We start from the raw sequence: 20,639 nt of genomic DNA, 5'->3' as shown, positions 1-20,639 counted from the left end.
GGCTTGGTTGTTCATGAATTGAATCTTGCCCTCTTTGAGCGCGCCCGGGCGCACTTTCACAATGGCGTTATCTAAAGCCATTTGTTCTATAAACTCATCTTAGCGAGTCTCTTGCCTACGCACGGAGATTGCCCAAGAGATTTTAGAGAAGAGTTATAGGATCAAGTGAGACGCGAGGATTTAATTTGGGTTTAAGCCAAGTGGATACAATAGCCCCGTGGTGGGGATATGTCCCTAAAGGTGTGCTCCGATTAGTTAGTAAAGTGGCATGGTCGTGAGTGCCACTAGCACTACGATGGCTATTGTGGATTTCATGGCGGATCTCCTTTAGAGGCTCACCTACCAGCCTCCCGACCCTCAGCATAGCCACTGACACTCCAAGTTGTGGTCAAAAAAGCGATTCGCTATGGCACCCACTTGCACCACGACGCGCTCTATTTTAAAGGCTTGGCAAATGGAGTTATGTCAAATTTACGCCCGGGGACAAACCCCCGCATGCAAGGACTCCGGCCTTATTAGGTAGTTTAGTAACAAACAAGCTAGTATCTAGCTTTTTAAGTTTGTGGGATTGTGGGGGGATTGTGGGGGTGCGCCGACAGTCATTTGTGCGTAAGACAACTTTTGTTGTATAATGATGGGCATGCAAATCTCCCACACCGATATTTGTAGGACATACAAGCAGCATTCTTATAGGGAGTTCTCTAAAATTCACTCCATGGTTTCTTACCTAGCAATGTTCCCCCCCGCATTGCCCCATTTTTTCATTACCCAGTATTCTAAAGAAAACGATTTAATTTACGACCCTTTTGCCGGGCGTGGAACGGCTCCCTTTGAAGCCTGCAGAATGGGGCGCATTGGTATTGGCAACGATCTTAGTCCTTTGGCTCTTTGTTTGATCAAAGCCAAAATAAATATCCCAAAGATGAGCAAAATTAAAAGACGCTTAAAGGATTTAGCACACCACTACGCACCTCCCAGTATTGAGGGAGTGGATACAGACATCAAAATGCTCTTTGAACAACACTTGACACTCCCGCAGTTAGTCTATCTCAAGCAAAGCTTAAAACTTTCTAGGTCTGTAGATAACTTCATCATGGCTACTCTAGCAGGCATTATACATGGCAAGCACCGTAAGGATGGCACTTCAATGTATTGTAGCATTGACATGCCCAACACCTTTAGCATGGCACCTAGCTACATCAGAAATTTTATCACAAAACACGAACTCAAAACATTGCGCCAAGATGTGTTTCAATTATTAGAATATAGACTAGATGCCCTGTTTGCGCCCTCCAAATACCCCCAACAAGATATGAGCCACTATCAAAAAGGGTATTGTTTTAATGTTGATGCTTTGGCATGTTCTAAAAAAGTGATCCAAAAATACGGACAAAATGCCATCTCCTTAATCATCACCAGCCCACCCTATCTCAAAAATATTTCTTATGGCAAATACAACTGGATTCGTTTTTGGTTGTTCCAAGAGGATTTCAAGACCTTTAAACAGGACGGATACAAGCTTGGAGGGCTTAAAGACAATTTAACTTTTGAGTCTTACGCCCATTATCTGCAAAAACTCTTTAATAGCTGGGTTCAAGTGCTTAAACCGGGGGGGCGCGCGGTGGTGGTGATTGGCGATCTACACGCGCTTAATTTAGCCCAAGCCACTTGGGATTGGATACAAGCCAATGGGGGCTGTGCGTTGCATTTGGAATCTATATTAGAGGATAACCCAAAAAATAGTAGAAAGACAACGCGCATTTGGGGAGCTAAAAAGGGACAAGCGACTAAAATTGATCGGATTTTAGTCCTCAAAAAGGAGTGAAAGATGGCAGTTACAGATTTTGCAAATGTAGGCAATCACAACAAGTTAGAAGAGAGTAATAAAGGAGATTTTTTCCAGAAAATCGCACGGGATGAAAATTTTGTGGGTAATCTCTACGAGCTAGACTACGGGCAAGCTAAGGTGTTACTCAATGATTATGATAAAAACCAAGTCAAGGGGGTGCCTTTAGGGTGCTTTTTAGTGGCGATTTATAGCAATGAGTTACGAGAAAATGAGACAGAGGGGATTTTACTTAGGGTAGTAGGGATTGCTGAAATCCCACAGACAAAAGAGATTATGGAGACCCTCACTAACGCCCACATTGATAGAAAAGAAAACAGAAAAGAGATCTTAGAGCCCGATGCAATCACTAAATATTTTTACCAGTTTTCAGGTTTGTTGTGCCGTGTTTTGGGGACCTTTTATGTAGAGCAAGACAAACTTGTCTTTGGGACTGATATAGAAAATTTTCTAGGGGCACACCATTACAGGGTGTATAAGCCCCAAAAGACAGAGCTAAACACCATTGTTAATGAAAACACCAAAGATAGCAATCACCTGCGCCAACAAATAGGCAAGCTTAGATACGCCTCAAGCCAATCTTATGACAAAGGGGGGGATTACGCCCCTGATGTCTATTTGCGTGTAGAAGATGTTGTGGCACGCAGGAGTGCCTTTTTTGGGATGACCCGCACCGGAAAATCCAACACGATCAAGATTGTGGTCATGGCGATTGAAAAACTCAACCAAGAACGCAATAAGCGCCATGAGCCACAAATTGGGCAGATTATCTTTGATGTCAATGGAGAATACACCTTTGCCAACCAACAAGACAACACCTGCATTCACGATAAACTCAAAGATAAGGCGTTGCGTTTTAGCACATCTGCAAGTAAGGTGAAAGACCCTAAACATGAAGGTGTCTGGGCGATCCAATACGACTTTTACAAAGATGAAACTCTAGAAGAATCTTTTGAGTTGCTGTGCGATGAAATTATGTTGCTAAAGCGGGCGGATTATTTTAAGGCTTTCATGGGAGTGCGTATGTTTGAAGATGATACAAATGAGGACAAGAAACGCGCTAATCAAAGAAAACGAGCGATTTATAAATGTATTTTATATAGGGCTAAATTTGGGGTTACGGACAATTATAGAGTGCGTTTTAATCGTTTTAATCTTGCTGACAAAAAACAAGACGAAAAAGATAAGGAAAGTTATAAACCCCACGAGGGATTCTCCCTTGAAGAGGCATGCCAATATTTTGAGAAATTAGACCTTGCAAACTTAAAGGAGAAATACAAAGACGACAAGGACTACGAAGCCTTGCTAAAAGTCTTGCAAGCCACGCATGTGAGTGGGTATAAGGCTTTGATGGGATTAAGCCATTTGCACTCCAATCAAGGGGGCGAGGATCACAAAAAAATTATAGATCAAGCACTGCGTATGGGGAAGGTTGTTTTAGTTGATCTCTCCACCGCCTCCACACAGATGCAGGAAAAATACATTACAAGACTTTGTGGATACATCTTTGCCAAGTCTATGGAAAAATTCACCAACGACCAAACCCCCGAGTTCATACAGATGTATTTTGAGGAGGCGCATAATATTTTCCCCAAAGATGACAAGGACCTTAAAAACATCTACAACCGCCTAGCCAAAGAGGGGGCAAAGATTAACATTGGGATCAGCTATTCCACCCAAGAGGTCAGCGCGATTGCTCCTAGCATTTTGAAAAACACCCAAAACTGGTTCATCTCTCATTTGAATAATAAAGATGAGATCAAGGTCTTGGAAAAATACTACGACTTTAGCGACTTTTCCCAAAGCATTATCCGCAATAACGATGTGGGCTTTGCGCGCATCAAAACCTACTCTAATAATTTCATCATTCCTGTGCAAATCGATCGGTTTAAGGATTAAACATGGGCTATCTTAACGAAAGGGCATCCAAGATCAACCACCAGCACATTGTTGAAAACGAAAAAGTGAAAGCGTATTTAGCTCGGTGTGGGGTGGTGGAGACACCATTAGATGTAGATGTTAAAAGTGTTGCCACCGCTTTATCCACAATCCAAAACCGGGTGGATTCTCACATTGAACGCCTTGTTGTGGTCGATGGAGGGTATCAAGAAGTTTGTGTTGATGATAAGTTCCCTTCTAAAAGACTTTGTTACTACAATGTGGGGATTTTGACCTTTTTGCTCAAAGATTTAAAAAATCTTGCAAAACAGCAGAGCATTAACCCCGATGATTTAGGGGGATTAGAAAAAGATTTTCAACGCTTTTCTTTTGTGCTCTCCATCCAAGGTTACTGCCATGACAAAAAAGATTTTATCACCACGACAAGAGAAAGACTCTATGAGATTTTTATAGAAAATAGCCTGAATGAGGATGGCGATTGCTTGTTGAATACCCTTAAATGGCTTGTGTTTCAAGAATACAAGGGAGGTGGGGGGTCTATAGAGATTGCATGCGCGGGCTGTGGGAGTAGGCACATCTTTAAAAAACAGAGCGCATCTTACAAAGATTTACAAAACGATTCTTTAGTTTGCACTTGTGGGGCAAAAATTTACATCACCGATTGTTTTGGGTTGCACACTTTGGTTGATGAGATTTTGGGGGCTGGAGCTATAGAATCCTATGTGATGGGCGTATTTGAAGTGGTGCTCATGCTCTCCATGTTTAGATTTTTGATAGAGGAAAATCAATGGGAATGGCTACCTAAGATTCTTTTTATCAAAGATGGTCCCCTAACACTTTTTAGCCGACTAGATGGTTTTGCCTTTAAAGTGGTGCGGGTGTTTTTGCAATATCTCTACGATCGATCGCTACAAGATCGATCAAGCTATGTTAATTGGATTGGTTTGGATAAAAGCGGTTTGTTTGTAGAGCACTTGCAAAACTTGGAGTCTAAAATTCCAAAAGAGAGCCTTGTTTTGCCCGATTCTGCTTACATCAAAAAGTGTATCACCGGTGATACGGGCTCAACTTTTTGGCACAACACTTATTTTGGCATTAAAATGTTGGTTAAATCCGATCGCGCTTTTGTGCTGGATGTGGCTATTCCCTTTGGCTTGGATATGGCATACCAACATTATTTGGAAAACCCCCGTATTGGGGATTTTTTAACCCTCAAAAATATTTTAGAAGTTTTGAAAGAATTGAAATGCGATCTCTACCAACAATCTTTTATCCCCATTGTCATGCTTAATAAATTGGTGTCTATCTCCCACATCCCCGGCCGAAGAATCTTAAAGAGCTTTTCTAAATCACAAAGCCTAAACCCACTTTAAAAAAGCCTTGGGGGTTTGCCTACGAAGTAAGCAAACACACTGGGAGTTTTTCAGGTGATGGGGTGTTGTAAGGCTTAGTCCGCAGAGATTTCTAAAAAGCGTTGGGCGACTTTGAGTTGGCGCATTTGCGCGCCCAAGGCACGCTGTTCTGCTTGGAGTCTTGCTAAGGTTTGGGCGATGAGCTCCTTAGCTTTCTGCAGAGTTTCCAAGTCCGTGCCATCTTCAGGCTGAAAGGGACAACTCTCTATTAAAGCCAAGGCTTTAGAGAGATCATCTTGTAATAGCGCGACCTTGAGTTTATCGACCCAATTCATGCTGGTGAATCTCACGCCATGCGTCCAAAAGCCCACGCGCCACGCGCATAACCAGCTCGACCTTTTGGCTGTCATTCTCCAAATTGGCTTGGGTGAGCACTTTGATCTGGTGGGTATAAAGTCCGGTCAAATACACCGCCACTTCCCCCCCGCGCTCATAATCCAAGACATTGAGAAGTTCAGTAAAGATGTCTGTTACCTTGTTGAGATAGAGAATCTTTTTTTCAATATCGCCCGCTTCCATATGCCGTTGCGCCTGCGCGCAAAATTTCAAAATGCCCTCATACAGCATCTCAATCAACCTAGCTGGCGATTCCACACTGACAGAATTCTGTTGGTAAATATTATAAGCATTCGCCCTAAACATCTTGTCCCTTTCTTTAAGCGTTGTGCGCGTCAATTCTTCTTGGCTGTTGCCTGATCGATCATCATTTGCACAGCGTTGAACGATTTGTTCGCCTTAGAAATCTGTTCGTCATAGGCGGCAAAACGCTCAGCCATCGTGTCATAACGCGTTTTTAATAGTTCCATCGCGTTCTCTTTGTCCTTTCTCAAAGCCTTAACATCCTGGTTCAAAGAATTCTCATAGAGCTTCAAACGCGCGTTACTACCATCGACCAAATTCGCCAAAACTTTATCTACCCGCTCGAACACCCCATCTTGGTGCACCTCCTTGCCTTCTATGGTTTTATTATCACTCCCGTAGAAAAAATCCTGTGTGCCCTGCGGATCGGCATTAATCGCGCTAGAGAGACGGCTTTCATCCAAACTCATTTTGCCATGTTCATCTAGCATGATCCCATATTTCATCAAGCTATCTATGCCCTTTGAAGTGGTGAGAGTGAAAGTAACCGCGTTGGTAAGAGAGGATCGAATTGTGCGCACATCACTCACCCCATTGAAAATCCCGGCGATCTTGGTGTCAGGATCGTAACGGGTAGTTTCGTCTAATTTTGGGATCAACTCATTATAGGCTTTGACAAATTCTTTGACATTGTCAATGATCGCCTTGTCATCGCGGGTGATGCTCACAATGGCCGGTTTACCCGGTTCTGTCGTGCCCTGCAAGCTTAAAGACACCCCATTGATAACATCGTTAACTTCATTGGTGGGACGGGTGATGGACGCGCCATCGTAGGTGAATTTGGCATCCCCAGCTCTTTGGATATTTCGCAAGGCAAACAAACCCTGGGCGTTGGCATAGGAACGCACAAACCCCTCTGAGAGCCCTAGCTTTTGCAAGGCAAGCTTACCCTGTGGGTTGCCCCCACTCAAGCGCAACTGCCCGCTTGCGCTATTTAACACAAGCTTACCATCATTGCCCACAGAGGCACGCACTCCCTTTAGCTGGTTGAGGGCTTGGGCGATGGTTTTGGCGTTTTGTTCGCTGGAATTGCCCAAGTGGGTGATCGCGCCCAAATCTATATTCTGCCCATTGACACTAATCACTCCCTTGATAGCCCCAGCTTGGGGGGCACTGGTGGCTTTGAGTAGATCCCCCTGTGCTTGGGATTTTTCTTGGATAAAACCCAATTCATGCGCTTTAACCCCGCCCACCTCCACAGCCAAACCCCGCTTGTCATTGAGGATTAATGATTTGCCATCGTTAATCACCCCCACATTTAACTCCCCCTTATCTACAAGGTCTTTAGTGGCTGGATTGTCCTCTAAGGCTTTTTGGATAGCCACGCGCAAGGCTTCATTCTTGCTTTCTACAGAAGTCTGCGCGCTGAGTTCTAGAGCAATGGGGATTTCTATGGGATTGTTTTGCGCGTCATACACCTTGATAAAAAAATCATCTTCAGGTTTGCCCTCACCTTTAAGCCCTAAACTAATAGGCGCATCGCTACTCAAATGCGAGATCACACTATCTCCAAAGTAAATGCGGTTGTCAGCACCCGTGTTTTTGCCATTGATCATCAATTGGTAGGGTTTATTGCCCCCGGTTTTCATCACGATCCCCATCACAGCCCCATTGGTCGCATCGGTGATCGCCTGGGCGACATCGCCCAAACTCATACCCGCCTTGATTTTGACATTGTAGTCTTGGTGGTTGGTGTGGAAACGCAAGGTGGTGTCAAATTGGCTGAACGCGTCATCGCGCGAACTAAAATGCGTGCCCACCTCATTAATATCTCCCTGGGCTAAACTCTCTACATCTACCTTGATGTTTTGGATAGGGATTCCCGGACTCACACTAGCTTTAAGCGCATCTCCGCTCACGCTACTATTGCGTGCGGTGTAGGTGGAGTAGTCGCTCAAGGCTTTGGCTGGGGAGCGCAAATTAGAAATGAGAGTTTCAATCTCCACTAAGGCTTTTTGTTTCTCTAGGTTAGCCTCCATCTTCTTCTCAATGGGCTTTACCATCATCTCTTCGTCCGCTTTTTTGAGTTTGTCGATCACATCGTAGTTTAAGACCTTACTCCCAAGCCCCAAAGAACTCAATTGCCCTACTGCCATTTTCTACTTCCCTCAACCCTTCTTATCAAAGAGAATCCCCACGATGTCGCGCATTTTCTTGGTTAGCTTGATCACCTCCTTGGGGGGAATCTCGCGAATCACCCTATTGCCCTTGCTGTCCTTGATGATCACCACCAAGCCCCCAATGTCCTCATTGTAGCTAAAGGTGATGTCCGAGTGCATGCGCTTCATCTTCTCGTTCAAGTCTTTGCTAATTTTCTGCAAATCCTGTTCCTTTAACTCGTGAGCTAAAGAATCCGCGTCCGTCTTTTCGGGCGCGTTAGATTTGAGAATGGCCTCTTGAATGGAGTCTTGCTTTGTTGCTTGGGGCGCGGGCGCATGGGGGGCGGAGTCGCGACTAGGCAAGGGGCTAGATAGGATATGGGGTTTTATTTCAGAGACATTGGCGATACCATCGGGCATGAAATCTCCTTAAATACCGCCAAATCGGCATTCTCTCGTTATTTTTTAACAAACAACTAGGGGCTTTTTGCGATCAAGTCCAAAGGATCGATGTGTTTGTCCTTGAGTGTTACTTCGAAACTCAATCTTTGATCGATGCGGCCGATCACATAACCCTTTTGCACATGCAAACCATGCCTAATGGTGGGGGCAATTTTGTCTAATTGGGAGTAGATGGTGTGCATGCCATCTTTATGTTCTATGATAATGACTTTTTTGAGAATTGGCACTTCTTTAGCGTAAACCACCCGCCCGTCAAAGACGCTCCGCACCACTGCGTTAGGCTTGGTAGACACTAAAGTGATGGATTCGTTAAAGATTTTGAGCTTGTAAACCGGATCAAAATAGGGACCAAATTTTTGCACCACCCTGTAACTACTCAAAGGGGCGATGGTTTTTGGTCCCCTATAGGCGATGGTTAAGATATTGTGGTAAGAGCTAGCCACCTGCCTAACCTCTATGGGGGCTTCAATGCCCTCAATGCTAGGTTGGGGTGTTTGCTCGCGCTCTTGTTGCGCCCTCCTGCGCTCTATTTCTTTTTCCTTAGCTAATTTGACGATATTTAAAGAAGCCAACAGCTGATCTAAGCCCTTGCGCTCGCGATCTAGAGTCTCTAATTTTTTATTATAAAGCACCAATTCGGCGCGCATACTCTCGATGATCTTTTGTTGGGTCTCCACCACAAGTTGCAAATTGCGTTTGCGATCTTTCTGGGCGTTGATGGTCGCGCTAATTTGGGTGATGTTGCTAGAGAGTTGGGCGATCTTAGCACTGATCTGTTCTTCTTGAAAATTCAAATTGGCAAGTTGGTTTTTAGAGCTTAGGCTTAGGCGTTTGAAGACTTCTTGGAGCATTAAATCCTGTGTGTTAGCCAAATCCTGTGTGTCTAAAACCATCACAAAGAGAATATCCTTGAGTAAAAGCGTGGTAACTTCATCTTGGATCTTAAGGCGGTTGTGTTTGAGATCGTCTAAATACGCCCGATACTGCCCCAAGGCTTTTTCTTGGGCTAGGCTTTGGGCTTGGTTCTTGTCAATGCTCTTTTGGATCACCTGAATCTGCTTGGCGAGCTCTTGGCTTTGTTGGTATTTTTGGTTGATCGCATTGCCTAAGCTGTTTAAATGCGTGCTGAGTTTTTGTTTTTGGGCGGTGGTTTCTTGCAACTTATTGGTGTTGAAGTTGATATTGCGCTGGATTTCTTCAATGCCCTCTTCTTTACCCCCAAGCCCCGCACATAAGCACCCCGCTATGAGCACTACGCGCCAAACTCTCATGCCGTTCTCCTTTGCACCACCACCACCCACACACAAGCCAAGGACACACTAAGCGATGCCCCCAAGAAGATCGCAAAATCCTCATGCCAAATAAAAAGGGTGTTTTGAATCTCCAAAGTGCCCACAATGCTTTGGAATTTACTCTGCGCACTCAAATACAAACTCCCTAGCAACACCCCCACGCTGGCTAGCACCGAATCGATCAAAGCCAAGCGAAATAAAAACCCATTTTTGATGCGCATGGGCGCGCCTAAGAGCTCCATGATCTCAATGCGTTTAGAGTATTGTAAATTCCACACGCTCACTTGTTTAATTAAGAGCAAAATAGACAATATCCCCACTAAGGACGCAAAAATCCAAGTGCTCTGCTCTAGCAAGAGCAAGAGTCGGTATTCTTGATCGTGAGTTTTGCTAAAGACCTCCACCCTAGAAACTCCCGGGATTTTCAATAGTTTGTTGTGGATTTTTTGTAACTCTGCAGAAGTGGGGAAGCGCTGGAGTTTGAGGGAGTAGAAAAAGGGTAGGTTTTTCTTCAGATTGCTCAAGCTACTAGGGCTGATATTTTGTTGCAATTTCTCTAAAAGCGCGTCCGGGCTGATAGATTCAAGAGAGACACTAGATCGCACATTTTGGCGGATAAATTCCAAATTCAATTTCTGTTGGCTCACAATGGCGATGGTGTAATTCTTAGAAAGTTGCGCCTCGCGCATATTTAAAGCGCGTTGAATCCACAACACACTCTCCAAGCTCACTAATAACGCGATCAAAGGCAATAAAAAAGCCAAGTGTTCTTTAAGTGTATTCATGCACCTCTCCATCTTGGATATAAACCTTGCGGTAGGGCACATTAAAATTGCTTGGAATCCTATGCGTAACCACCACGATCGTGATGTCAAGCTGTTTGTTCGCCCCCTTGAGTAAACTCCAAATCATGTCGCTAGAATAGTCGTCCAAATTGCCCGTAGGCTCGTCCGCTAAGATCAAAAAAGGCTTATGGGCGATCGCGCGCGCCATCGCGACTCGCTGTTGTTCCCCCCCGCTGAGTTCCAAAGGATAGCGGTTGGACTTATAGAGCAAATCCACATGGGCTAGCAATTTCTCCGCTTGGATATTGCATTCCTCCTTGCGATACCCATTGATAAGCATGGGTAATTTAATATTCTGCTCCACCGTCCACTCTTCAATCAACTTATAATCCTGGAATACCACCCCAATATGGCGGCGCAATTCATTGATGAACGCCCTTGAAGCGCGATTTACATTGATATTACACACCTCTAAACTCCCCCCTAGCAGGGGCAGATCACCATATAACGAACGCAAAAGCGTGCTTTTCCCACACCCACTAGGTCCAGAGATGAACACAAAGTCTTTGCGCTCCACTTTCAAATTCGCTCCCCTAATCACCCACTCATCTTTTTTATAGCCCAAGGACAAATCCCTAGCCACCACAATACTGCTCACAACGCCTCCACCAAAATATCTTCTAATTGCCGGTGCGCCAACACATTAGCCTGCGTATTCAAGGGCGCACCCCCCACATACTCTAAAACCCCATTTTTTCTATCCCACACCACGATCTTATTGGTCGGGGTGTGAAAATCCCCAAAACTTAGCACCAAAACCCACACCTGCGCGTATTCTAGCACATCTTGGATGTGTAAAAAATAATCAACCCCTCTTCTAAAGCGTTGCTCTAACACAAAGGTCAAACTTCTAGGCGCGCCCCTAAGATAAAACACCTCTTCTAGACATAGTTTGGAAGCAGGGGGGTGGGTGCAGGCTAAAGAGCCAGCGTGCAGGCGCAAGTCATAAATTTCTCTGTGCTGTTTGAGCCAGCGCGCCTCGTATTTACTACTAATGGGCGCGGGCGCGTTTTTGGCGATCTGGCACGCACAAGTTGGCAAATCTAGCGCTAAATCCAAACTCTGCTTGAAATACGCCAAACTATCCGTGCGTAACCAAAACACCCCTTGCTCAACCAATACCCTGAGGATATGCCCCAGCACACCCGCGCTCATCACCCGTCTTGTGGGGTTTTTCTCCCAAGGAATGGGGAAGTGCAAATCCACACCCAAACAACACTGCGCGCCCAAGACTTCCAAGAGCGCGCGCGCGTCCGCGCGCACAAGATAGAGGTTTTGCAAGCCCAGGAGTTCTATGTGGCGCAACACCTGTTCTATGCTAGGGGTGTGGATTTCCACGCCCACATAAACTTGTGCGGGGTTACTTTGGGCTTTTTGTAACAAATGCACCCCCGATCCAAACCCAATTTCTAAGTGAAACTTCTCCAAGTGTGCTAGTTGCGCCACTTCTAGCAAATACGGGCTCTCTACATAGCCTTGCGCGTTTAAATTCCCCCCCACTCCCCCACAATAGCGCGTAAGCAACCCCAAAACGCGTTGCAATACCCCTATGGGAATGGGGCGCGTGGACTTCTCTGCCTTGAATAAATGCCCTTGAGGGCGTGTGATGTGGTACAAACAAAAATACCGATCTCTTGGCACGCGCACCCCCATCAAGGCAATCTGGGGGTGAATCACACTCTGGGCACGGTATAAGAATTGCACCCCCTCTAATTCAAAGGGGAAATCAGGCAAATGTGCCCAAGTGGCGCTAAAATGGGGCATACATCAGCGATCTAAGCGCAATTCCACTTCTTTACTTGGGCGCGACTCCAACCCGCTAGCATCCACGCTCACCACTTGGTAGCGGTATTTACGCCCACCCTCCATGTTTTTATCCACAAATTGGGTCCCCAAAATCCCTCCATAGCGCAGGGGTTTAGAGCGGGTGTTGTTCTCAAAGCGGTAAATCGCATAGCCTTTAACCCGGGGGTCTTGAATAGCCTCCCACACGATGATCGCCTGGTTGTCCTCAATGGTGCCCTTAGTGATAATGGGCGTGGGAGGGCGAGGCAAGGTCGCGCCCTTGATCGCATTTTGGGGCAAGACTCCCTCAATGCCATCTTTATCAAAGGCAACCACTTTGTAAAAGCGTTCCACCCCGTCTAAGTCCACATTGTCGGTGTAAGTGTGGTCCCTAACTTGGGCGATCTCCTTGTATTTGCCCCCCGCGTTGTCTGCCGCATAGAGTTTATAGCCTGCGATGTCTGGCTGGCTCAGAGGTGTCCAGCTCACATGAATTTTGCGCGTCAAATCCGTGCTAGCTTGTGTGTCAGCCACAAGGGGGGGAGGGTTTTTAGTTTTACCCACCACCACCGCGCTAGGCAAAGACTTCGCCCCCTCAAAATTCTCCGCGATCACGCGGTAGCGGTAGGTTTGCCCATCCCCTAGTTTTTTATCAAAGTATTCTACAAACAAGCGGTTCTTCACCGCCCCGATATTCACAAACTTGCCCTGTTCGTCTTCGCGTTGGATAATGTATTTAGCGATGCTAGGATTAGGGTGGGGAGTCCAAAAAATCTTAATTTCTCTAGGGCTAGTCATGCTCGCAAAGACGCTCTCCACTGGGTTGATAAAAGAAGTGTTGACGCTAATGGTTTCAGACATACTAGACACCCCACCCTCTTTACCCAAAGTGGCGATCTGGTAGTAATACTGGGTTTGGGGGGTGAGTCCATCATCGTAATAGTGCGTAGCGTAGGGGTTGCGCACAATCCCCACGCGCCTAAAAGTGTGATCGGCTTGCATGCGGTAGATAATAAAACCCTCGATGCGTTCAGGGTGATCCACAGGTAACCACTCAAAGCCCACAGATTGCACATCGTTGATCGTCTTGATCCCTTTGACAACGGGAAGATTGGCATTGGTGCTCTCTGCACTATGGCTAGCAAAGGAGAGAGTGTTGTTCTTTTTGGGGGTAGCGCAACTCGCTAATAGCAATGCCAAAACGCCCCAAAAACATATCTTCTTGCAAACACCCATGCCAATCAACCCCTTGGAAAAGTTTGTGCGCGCATTCTACCATGTCATCTAAAAGCTTGGCTTTAAACAAGAGGGCTTGCCCCTTTTTAGGGTGAATCAAGTAGAGTAAATAGGCGTGCAACATGGTGCGCGCAATAGGGGAGTCCTTGCGCCCATAAAGGGTATCGCCCAAAATATAACGCCCCACACTTTGCAGATGCACGCGCACTTGGTGGGTGCGCCCGCTATGCAAGCGCGCTCCGATGAGTTGGTGCGCCCTACCCTCTACAAGGGGAATAAAGACACTCTTGGAAGGCTTGCCCCCCTTAGCCTTGAGTGCGTCTAAATTTGCCATCTTCAAGCGATTTTTAGGGTGTCTACCTAAGCGGCATTCCACACACATCTGGGCACGCAAACGCCCTTCAATGAGCGCGACATAAAAACGCCCCATCTGCCTATTGGCTAATTGCGCGCTTAAGTGGGCGTGGCTGGCGTTATTTTTAGCGATCACTAACGCCCCGCTGGTTTGTTTATCCAAGCGGTGCACGATCCCGCAACGCCCCACCCCCCCCAAGTTAGAGAGCGCATAACCCTTAGCCTGCAAATACTCCACTAGAGTGGCTTCTTTGAGGCTGGGTGCTGGGTGGGTGGCTAGATGAGGGGGTTTATTGAGCACCAAAATATCCTCATCTTCATACAAACAGGCGATGTCTAAATCTGGAGGGGGGATTAAAGGGGGCGTGGGACATTTGGGTGGCAATACCCGCACGCAATCCCCGGGTTTTAACACCACTCCCCCCTTAGTGCATGCGCGATCGTTGATACACACCAAGCCGGCTTTGATATATTGCAAGGCTTGGCTTCTGGGCACACCGGCTAGATGCGCCACAAAGCAATCAGCACGCTGGCTGGTTGGCGCGATCGCTTCCTTCATGCTTGTTTTAAAAAACGCTCCAAGATCGCGCACGCGCTCAGACTATCTAGTAGACCATTTTTGCGCGCGTTTTGGCGTTTAGCGCGGGGCAAGTGCCAAGTGCGCTCTAGGGCTTGTGCGCTGGTGTCTTCCTCATCTACAAAGATCACAGGGGTAAAGTCTAGCAAACTAACAAAGTGCAAAACGCGTTGGCGCGTGTCGCTGTAGCGCGCATGGGGCAAACCCACTAACAATTTTGCAGGTTGTTTGTGGGTGAGTAAAGTTTGCAAAGCCCGGCTGGCTTGCTGGCGGCTGGTGCGCACAATGGGCTCAAGGGGCAAGATCACCCCCCCCACATACAAAGCCAGCCCGATGCGCTTCAAGCCCACATCACAGGCTACTAAGGAAATGCTCACGCCAGCACCACACAACCATTACGGCGGGTGATAAGCCCTTCTAATTCGTATTGGGTTAACAAATCCCCAAAACGCGCATAAGCCTGTTCGTAAGTGGGAGCGTGTTTGAAAAACGCCAAAAGGACATCTCGAAGAGACCTTGGAGGGGTTAGGGCGTAATCTTGGGCTAGCTTGGCGCAAAACGCGTCTATATCATAAATGGCTTGGGCTTTGTGGGCTTGCAATAACGCTTGCGTGCCACCACTCTCGCCTAAACGCTGGGGCAAGACAAATAAAGGTTTTTGGTGGCTCAAGGCTAATTTAGCGCTACTCATCGATCCGCTATGCAAATTAGCCTCTGGGATAATGACTACATCACTTAAACCCACCACCAAGCGGTTACGCTCCAAAAAAGAATGGCGGTAGGGGCTGAAATTCTCTTTATATTCACTCAAAATTAAACCCTCTTGGGCGATGAGAGAAATGACGCGTGCGTTAGCAGGCGGGTAGAGGCGATCCAAACTGCAAGGGGCAACCATAATAGTGTGGGGCAGGGCACTGTATTGCGCAATAATATCCACGCCCAATGCCCCCCCACTCACCACCACCCCCCCACATTTGGCGATTGTCCTAGCCAAGGTAGCGCAAGTGTGTTGGGTGTATTGGCTAGGAGTTCTGCTCCCCACGATCGCCACTTTCAAAGGGGCGTGGAGCAAATCTAATTGCCCGGTGAAATAGAGTTGTTTTGGGGGGTGCTTTAATTTCCCCAAACACATAGGACAAGAATCCAACGCGCGGTAGTCAAAATGGCTTAACATCTAGGGTTGATCCCCTCTTTCTCTAAGATAATTTCTACTTCTAGGGTGTCTATATTGTGGTTAGAATTGGTGCGCACATCGATCTTAGTGGTGTGGGTGTATTTCTGCACCACCGCTAAAATCTCCTTTTTCATCTCTTCTATGTAGGGTAGGCGCGCGCTCCTCTCATAGGCTAGCACGAGCTTTAGACGATCCTTAGCCACGCGCGCGCTATTTTGTCCCCCAAACCATTTATCCAGCAAGGCACTCATGCCAACCAGCCCTTTAGAATCCCTGCCAAGCCCTTCTTGGCTTTGAATTGCGCAAATTCCACTTCTTGACCCAAGAGGCGTTGAGTGATGCGCTGGAAAGCTAGCGCGCTAGGGCTTTGGGTGTAGATCACGGGTTCGCCCGTATTGGTGGCTGAGATGATCTTGTCATCTTCGGGCACTAAGCCTATTAGGGGCAAAGCCAAAATTTTTAACACATCGTCATTAGAGAGCATTTCTTGCTTTTCTACTAGGTCGGGTTTAATGCGGTTGATCACAATGTGCTTTAGCATCTCTTGACCCTGCTTGATCTTTTGACTCTTAGCATCAATGATCCCAATGACGCGATCGCTATCGCGCACGCTACTCACCTCTGGGGTTACCACAATGATAGCGCGATCGGCAAAGAGCACGGCGTGCTCAAACCCACTTTCAATGCCCGCAGGCGAGTCGATCAAGACATATTCAAATTGGCTTTTTAGATTTTCAATTAGGGTTTGCACCTTGTGGGTTTCTAAGATATTCTTGTCCTTACTCTGGGAGGCGGGCAGAAAATACAGATCCTTGGTGCGCTTGTCATTGATGAGGGCTTGGGCGAGTTTGCAATTGCCCTCCATCACATCTACCACATCATAGACGATCCGATTCTCCAAACCCAAAATCATATCCAAATTGCGTAACCCGATGTCAAAATCGATCGCCACGACCTTCTTTTGGTGCATGGCTAGCCCAATGGCTAAATTGGCTGTGGTGGTGCTTTTGCCCACCCCCCCCTTACCCGATGTGATGGTGATAACCACAATCTCTCCTTACTTGAATAAATGCACGCGCAAATGCGCCCCGACTCTCTCTAGGGGGCTATTTCCTAACGCCTCGCGTTGGGCGCGCAAGCGTGGGTAATTTTGTCTAGCTTCTTGCATGAACGCGCGCGCAAAATCCCCCCCTTCAATCTGGGCTAATACCTCTTGCATGCGCGCCTTGCTCTTTTGATCCACCAGCTTAACCCCGCTTACCAGCCCACCATACTCTGCGGTATTAGAGATGTGCTCTTGCATGCGCGCTAAACCCTTGCTATAAATCAAATCCGCGATGAGTTTGATCTCATGCACGCACTCAAAATAGGCTAACTCCCCGGGATAGCCTGCTTCTAGCAAGGTATAAAACGCCTCTTCTAACAAACGCACCAACCCCCCACACAGCACCACCTGCTCCCCAAAGAGGTCGCTACAAGCCTCGTGCTTAAAGCTTGTCTGCAAAATCCCCACGCGTCCCGACCCAATGGCGCAGGCATAGCTTAAAGCTAAGGCTTTGGCGTTGTTATGGGTGTTGTCCTGTTGCACAGCTAGCAGAGCGAACAACCCGCTACCCCGTTGGTAGTTTTCTCTAAGCGCGCACCCTGGACCCTTGGGCGCAACCAAGATCACCCCCACCCCCTCAGGGGCTTGGATTTGTTTGAAATAGACACTAAAGCCATGCGCAAAGAGTAAAGTTTGCCCGCGTTGGACAAAGGGAGCGATCTCTTTAGTGTAAACCTGGGCGTGGACTTCATCAGGCAACATGCAAGCAAGCAGATCGCAAGTTTGCGCGCACTGGGCAACGCTACATACCTCAAAGCCCTCCCTTTGGGCTAGGGCGATGCTAGGACTACCTGCATACAAGCCAATCTGAACACGCACACCACTATCGCGCAGATTGAGCGCGTGCGCGCGCCCCTGCGCCCCATACCCCAAGACTCCCACGCGTTGGGTCGCCACCAAGCCCACATCGCCCTCTTTGTCTGTGTAGATGGGTAAGAACTCCCCGTCCCTAGACATACACTCCCTTTTTGACTATAATGGTGCATTTTAAAGCAAAGTAACTTAAATCTTGTCTAGGAACTTGGATGCGTCAAGATTTGCAAGTGAGTCAGGAATTAGAGTTTCTGCATAACATGGTGGTGGCGATCTTAGAAGAGTTTAGCCCCGCGACTACGCCCCATTTTTTGCGCCTAAAAGCGTTGTTTGAAAACAAAGCCCCCCAAGAGGCGCAGATCGCCTCCGTGTTGCAAGAGATCAGTGCCTCTGTACAAATCCTAGAGGTGATCAAAGCCTTTTCTCTTTACAATATCCTCATTAACATCGTAGAAGAACGCCACAAGCACGATCAACCCTCCTTGCTCAATGCGGCTTACAACGCGCTTTTAGAACAAGGTCTAGATTGCCCCACTTTGGCACGCATGCTAGCTTCGATCCAATTTTACCCCGTTTTCACCGCCCACCCCACCGAATCGATGCGGCGCACTTTCTTAGAAGCCACCCAAGAAATCTATGCGGATTTGCATCTCATCTTTGATCACGCCTGCAACCAAGCCACCGCCACGCACGCTAGAGAGCACTTAGCTTACCGCTTGCGCTTGCTGTGGAAAAGCCATTTGATCCGCCAAGAACGCCTAGAAGTGCTCTTTGAATTAGATAATTTGCTTTACATTTTGGAACACTCTATTTTGCCTAGCGCGCAAGAACTCCTAGCCCAAGTGCAAAAAATTCTCAATACTCCCCTGCAACAAAGCACCTTGCAACTGGGCAGTTGGATCGGGGGGGATCGCGATGGTAACCCCTTTGTGGATAACGCCCTCATCCACCAAGTGGTGGCGATCCAGCATGAGTTTATCCTCAAAGCCTATTTAAAACACACCGCCAAATTGCAACGCGAACTCTCCATCGCGCGCGATTTTTGCCATGTGTCTGTGGCGTTGCAATGGGATTTAGAAGCGCATTTTAGCAAGCTTGATCCCACCAGCGCGCGCCTGCACGCCAAAGAACCCTTTAGGGCGAAAATCATTTTAATGGAGCAAAAACTCAAAAACCGCTTGATCGCCTTGAACACACCCCTAAAGGTGGAGTTTGCCTACCAAGACCCCCAAGAATTGCTAGATGACATCGATTTGCTCTTAGAAAATTTAGAACCCAGCCTCTCCCAGCCCCTGCTAGATTTTAGGCATTTGGTGCTCTTGGCTGGTTTCCACTTGTTGCGCCTAGATTTTAGAGAACATCGCGATGTCTTTTTATACGCCATCAGCGAAGTGTTTTGCCACTTGGGGCTAGCCACTAGCGATTTTTACGCCCTAGAAGAAAACGCCAAGATAGAGATTTTAAACCACGCCCTAGCCCAACCCCCCGTGTCTTTGAGCGCGCTAGAGTTCAGTCCCGAGTGCAAACGCCTATTAGAAGCCTTCACGCACATCGTGTGGGCTAAACACAAGGTGGGCGCGCCTATTTTCCACTCCATTATCGTGTCCATGACCACCCAAGCTAGCGATTTACTCAGCGTGCTGTGGCTAGCCAAACAGCACAATTTAGCCACCAAAGATCCCTTCCAAATCCACATCACCCCCCTTTTTGAAACCATCCACGATCTCCAACGCGCCCAAGCCCTCATGCGCACCTTGAGCCAAAACCCCCATTACCGCGCCTATTTGCAAAGCATGCATTGGCAACAAGAAATTATGGTAGGTTATTCCGACTCTAGCAAAGACGGAGGGATTTTTGCGAGCAATTACAATTTACACGGGGCGATCAGCGCGTTGATAGATTTGGGTAAGGAATTAGGGATCGCTTTTTTGCTCTTCCATGGCAGGGGAGGGAGTGTGAGTCGGGGCGGGGGAAATTTGCAACACGCCCTTTTGAACGCCCCTTTACACAGCGTTGATCACACCTTAAAACTCACCGAGCAGGGCGAAACCATTAGCTCTAAATACCTCAATCCCTCTAGCGCGCTGAATAATCTCTCTAATATCACGGGTGCGCTTCTCACTAAAGCCACTTTGGATCGCCACCGCCCCCAAAGAGCCACCCCCTCTAAGACGATGAAACACATCTCAGAGGTTTCTTGTGAGATCTATCGCGATCTCATTTACGCCACCCCGGATTTTTTAGACTATTTTAAGCGCGCTACCCCCATTAGCTTTATCCAAGAGCTCAATTTGGGTTCGCGCCCCTCTAAACGCAAGGAGAGCACACGCATTGAAGACTTGCGCGCCATCCCTTGGGTATTTGCATGGACACAAAACCGCAGTATCTTGCCGGCGTGGTATGGGGTGGGCAGTGGGTTAGAGAGCATAGGGGATTTTAAGAAGTTGCGCGATCTCTACTGTCAAGATGGGTTTTTTAAGGTGGTGCTAGACAACATCGCCCAAGTGCTTTTAAAAGTGGATTTACAAATCGCCCAACGCTACCACCACTTTGCTGCGCATAACCCCAGCGCGTCCCGCATCTGGGCTTGCATAGAAAGCGAGTTTGATAAAACCATGCGTGCGGTGTTAGCCGTGCGCGCCGAAACGCATTTATTAGAACAAGATAGCGATGTGCGCGCGGGGATTCTCTTTAGAACTCCCTATATCAACGCGCTCAATTGTCTACAGATCGCCCTCATTAGCGAGTTTAACACCTCCCTAGATCGCCAAGCCCAGCTAAAGACCTATATCCACAGCACCATCGTAGGCATCGCTCAGGGCATGCGTAATACAGGATAGCCCATGTTGAAATTCTCATTTAGTCTCTTGGTTTTGATCTTGCCCTTGCGCGCCTTGGTGGTGCAACTCTCTGCCGATCTCAATTTGTCTAAGAAGACGGGGGCTTTTAGCGCCCGAGTGGTGCTGAAAAACACCCCCCAAACGCGCTTGCTTGTCAAGGGAATCTATAGTATCCAAGCCCAAAAGCTCTTCTTTAACGCGCTCAGTTTACAAAAGATCTCCAACACAAAAACCCCTAACCCCCCTAAGCCCACCCCCTCC

Annotated in this window: 19 protein-coding genes and 1 pseudogene; 5 read left to right on the top strand and 15 right to left on the bottom strand. The window is 47.4% G+C overall.

The window, feature by feature from the left end:
- Window positions 1–640: 640 nt before the first annotated feature.
- The 3 genes from EAO33_RS08005 to EAO33_RS07995 are packed head-to-tail and all read left to right on the top strand — an operon-like array spanning window position 641 to window position 5,118.
- Window positions 641–1,825, top strand: a complete 1,185-nt coding sequence (locus EAO33_RS08005) for a DNA methyltransferase (RefSeq protein ID WP_120946229.1) — start codon at window positions 641–643, stop codon at window positions 1,823–1,825.
- 3 nt (window positions 1,826–1,828) lie between these two features.
- Window positions 1,829–3,745 carry an ATP-binding protein gene (locus EAO33_RS08000; RefSeq protein ID WP_120946226.1) on the top strand — a complete coding sequence of 639 codons (1,917 nt, stop codon included), beginning with the start codon at window positions 1,829–1,831 and terminating at the stop codon, window positions 3,743–3,745.
- A 2-nt stretch (window positions 3,746–3,747) separates the two neighbouring features.
- Entirely contained in the window at window positions 3,748–5,118 is a 1,371-nt protein-coding gene (locus EAO33_RS07995; protein WP_120946225.1) for a DNA double-strand break repair nuclease NurA, read from the top strand.
- Window positions 5,119–5,192: 74 nt separating this feature from the next.
- Here EAO33_RS07995 and EAO33_RS07990 read toward each other — a convergent pair whose 3' ends face one another.
- From EAO33_RS07990 to ilvC, 15 genes are read right to left on the bottom strand one after another with little or no spacing between them, the layout of a single operon-like run.
- Window positions 5,193–5,432 (bottom strand): hypothetical protein, encoded by a 240-nt coding sequence (locus tag EAO33_RS07990; protein WP_120946224.1) that lies wholly within the window; start codon window positions 5,430–5,432, stop codon window positions 5,193–5,195.
- Complete coding sequence (gene fliS / locus EAO33_RS07985; RefSeq protein ID WP_120946223.1) at window positions 5,416–5,799, bottom strand: flagellar export chaperone FliS; 384 nt, start codon at window positions 5,797–5,799, stop codon at window positions 5,416–5,418. The genes EAO33_RS07990 and fliS overlap by 17 nt, the downstream gene beginning before the upstream one ends.
- Window positions 5,800–5,828: 29 nt before the next feature.
- Window positions 5,829–7,892, bottom strand: a complete 2,064-nt coding sequence (fliD, locus tag EAO33_RS07980; RefSeq protein WP_120946222.1) for a flagellar filament capping protein FliD — start codon at window positions 7,890–7,892, stop codon at window positions 5,829–5,831.
- A gap of 12 nt (window positions 7,893–7,904) precedes the next feature.
- A complete protein-coding gene (locus EAO33_RS07975) occupies window positions 7,905–8,315 on the bottom strand; it encodes a flagellar protein FlaG (protein WP_235853148.1) in 411 nt (136 codons plus the stop codon).
- A 56-nt stretch (window positions 8,316–8,371) separates the two neighbouring features.
- On the bottom strand, window positions 8,372–9,628 hold the full coding sequence (locus EAO33_RS07970; protein WP_120946221.1) for a murein hydrolase activator EnvC family protein: 1,257 nt from the start codon (window positions 9,626–9,628) through the stop codon (window positions 8,372–8,374).
- Window positions 9,625–10,434, bottom strand: coding sequence for a cell division FtsX domain-containing protein (locus EAO33_RS07965; protein ID WP_120946220.1), 810 nt, complete (start codon window positions 10,432–10,434; stop codon window positions 9,625–9,627). Before EAO33_RS07965 ends, EAO33_RS07970 begins: the two co-directional genes overlap by 4 nt.
- Window positions 10,421–11,092: a cell division ATP-binding protein FtsE gene (locus EAO33_RS07960; protein WP_120946219.1), complete on the bottom strand. Its 672-nt coding sequence runs from the start codon at window positions 11,090–11,092 to the stop codon at window positions 10,421–10,423. Before EAO33_RS07960 ends, EAO33_RS07965 begins: the two co-directional genes overlap by 14 nt.
- Window positions 11,089–12,228, bottom strand: a complete 1,140-nt coding sequence (trmB, locus tag EAO33_RS07955; RefSeq protein ID WP_235853147.1) for a tRNA (guanosine(46)-N7)-methyltransferase TrmB — start codon at window positions 12,226–12,228, stop codon at window positions 11,089–11,091. The genes EAO33_RS07960 and trmB overlap by 4 nt, the downstream gene beginning before the upstream one ends.
- A 33-nt stretch (window positions 12,229–12,261) precedes the next feature.
- Window positions 12,262–13,515 (bottom strand): fibronectin type III domain-containing protein, encoded by a 1,254-nt coding sequence (locus EAO33_RS07950; RefSeq protein WP_120946217.1) that lies wholly within the window; start codon window positions 13,513–13,515, stop codon window positions 12,262–12,264.
- Window positions 13,418–14,428 (bottom strand): RluA family pseudouridine synthase, encoded by a 1,011-nt coding sequence (locus EAO33_RS07945; RefSeq protein ID WP_120946216.1) that lies wholly within the window; start codon window positions 14,426–14,428, stop codon window positions 13,418–13,420. The genes EAO33_RS07950 and EAO33_RS07945 overlap by 98 nt, the downstream gene beginning before the upstream one ends.
- Window positions 14,425–14,817 carry a Holliday junction resolvase RuvX gene (ruvX, locus tag EAO33_RS07940; RefSeq protein WP_120946227.1) on the bottom strand — a complete coding sequence of 131 codons (393 nt, stop codon included), beginning with the start codon at window positions 14,815–14,817 and terminating at the stop codon, window positions 14,425–14,427. Before ruvX ends, EAO33_RS07945 begins: the two co-directional genes overlap by 4 nt.
- Window positions 14,818–14,819: 2 nt before the next feature.
- Window positions 14,820–15,620 carry a DNA-processing protein DprA gene (gene dprA, locus EAO33_RS07935; protein WP_120946215.1) on the bottom strand — a complete coding sequence of 267 codons (801 nt, stop codon included), beginning with the start codon at window positions 15,618–15,620 and terminating at the stop codon, window positions 14,820–14,822.
- Window positions 15,614–15,871 (bottom strand): cell division topological specificity factor MinE, encoded by a 258-nt coding sequence (minE, locus tag EAO33_RS07930; RefSeq protein ID WP_120946214.1) that lies wholly within the window; start codon window positions 15,869–15,871, stop codon window positions 15,614–15,616. Before minE ends, dprA begins: the two co-directional genes overlap by 7 nt.
- Complete coding sequence (gene minD / locus EAO33_RS07925) at window positions 15,868–16,668, bottom strand: septum site-determining protein MinD (protein WP_120946213.1); 801 nt, start codon at window positions 16,666–16,668, stop codon at window positions 15,868–15,870. The genes minE and minD overlap by 4 nt, the downstream gene beginning before the upstream one ends.
- Before the next feature lie 9 nt (window positions 16,669–16,677).
- The gene (gene ilvC, locus EAO33_RS07920) at window positions 16,678–17,682 is read right to left on the bottom strand and encodes a ketol-acid reductoisomerase (protein ID WP_120946212.1); all 1,005 of its coding nucleotides are present in this window, start codon (window positions 17,680–17,682) and stop codon (window positions 16,678–16,680) included.
- 68 nt (window positions 17,683–17,750) lie between these two features.
- Between ilvC and EAO33_RS07915 the strand changes: the two genes are divergently transcribed.
- Both EAO33_RS07915 and EAO33_RS07910 read left to right on the top strand, forming a co-directional pair.
- Window positions 17,751–20,378, top strand: coding sequence for a phosphoenolpyruvate carboxylase (locus EAO33_RS07915; RefSeq protein WP_120946211.1), 2,628 nt, complete (start codon window positions 17,751–17,753; stop codon window positions 20,376–20,378).
- Between the two features lie 3 nt (window positions 20,379–20,381).
- Window positions 20,382–20,639: pseudogene (locus EAO33_RS07910) on the top strand (hypothetical protein); the annotation flags it as partial.

The organism is Helicobacter labacensis, assembly GCF_003660285.1.
GTDB lineage: Bacteria > Campylobacterota > Campylobacteria > Campylobacterales > Helicobacteraceae > Helicobacter > Helicobacter labacensis.
This window is presented reverse-complemented; position numbering and strand designations above follow the sequence as displayed.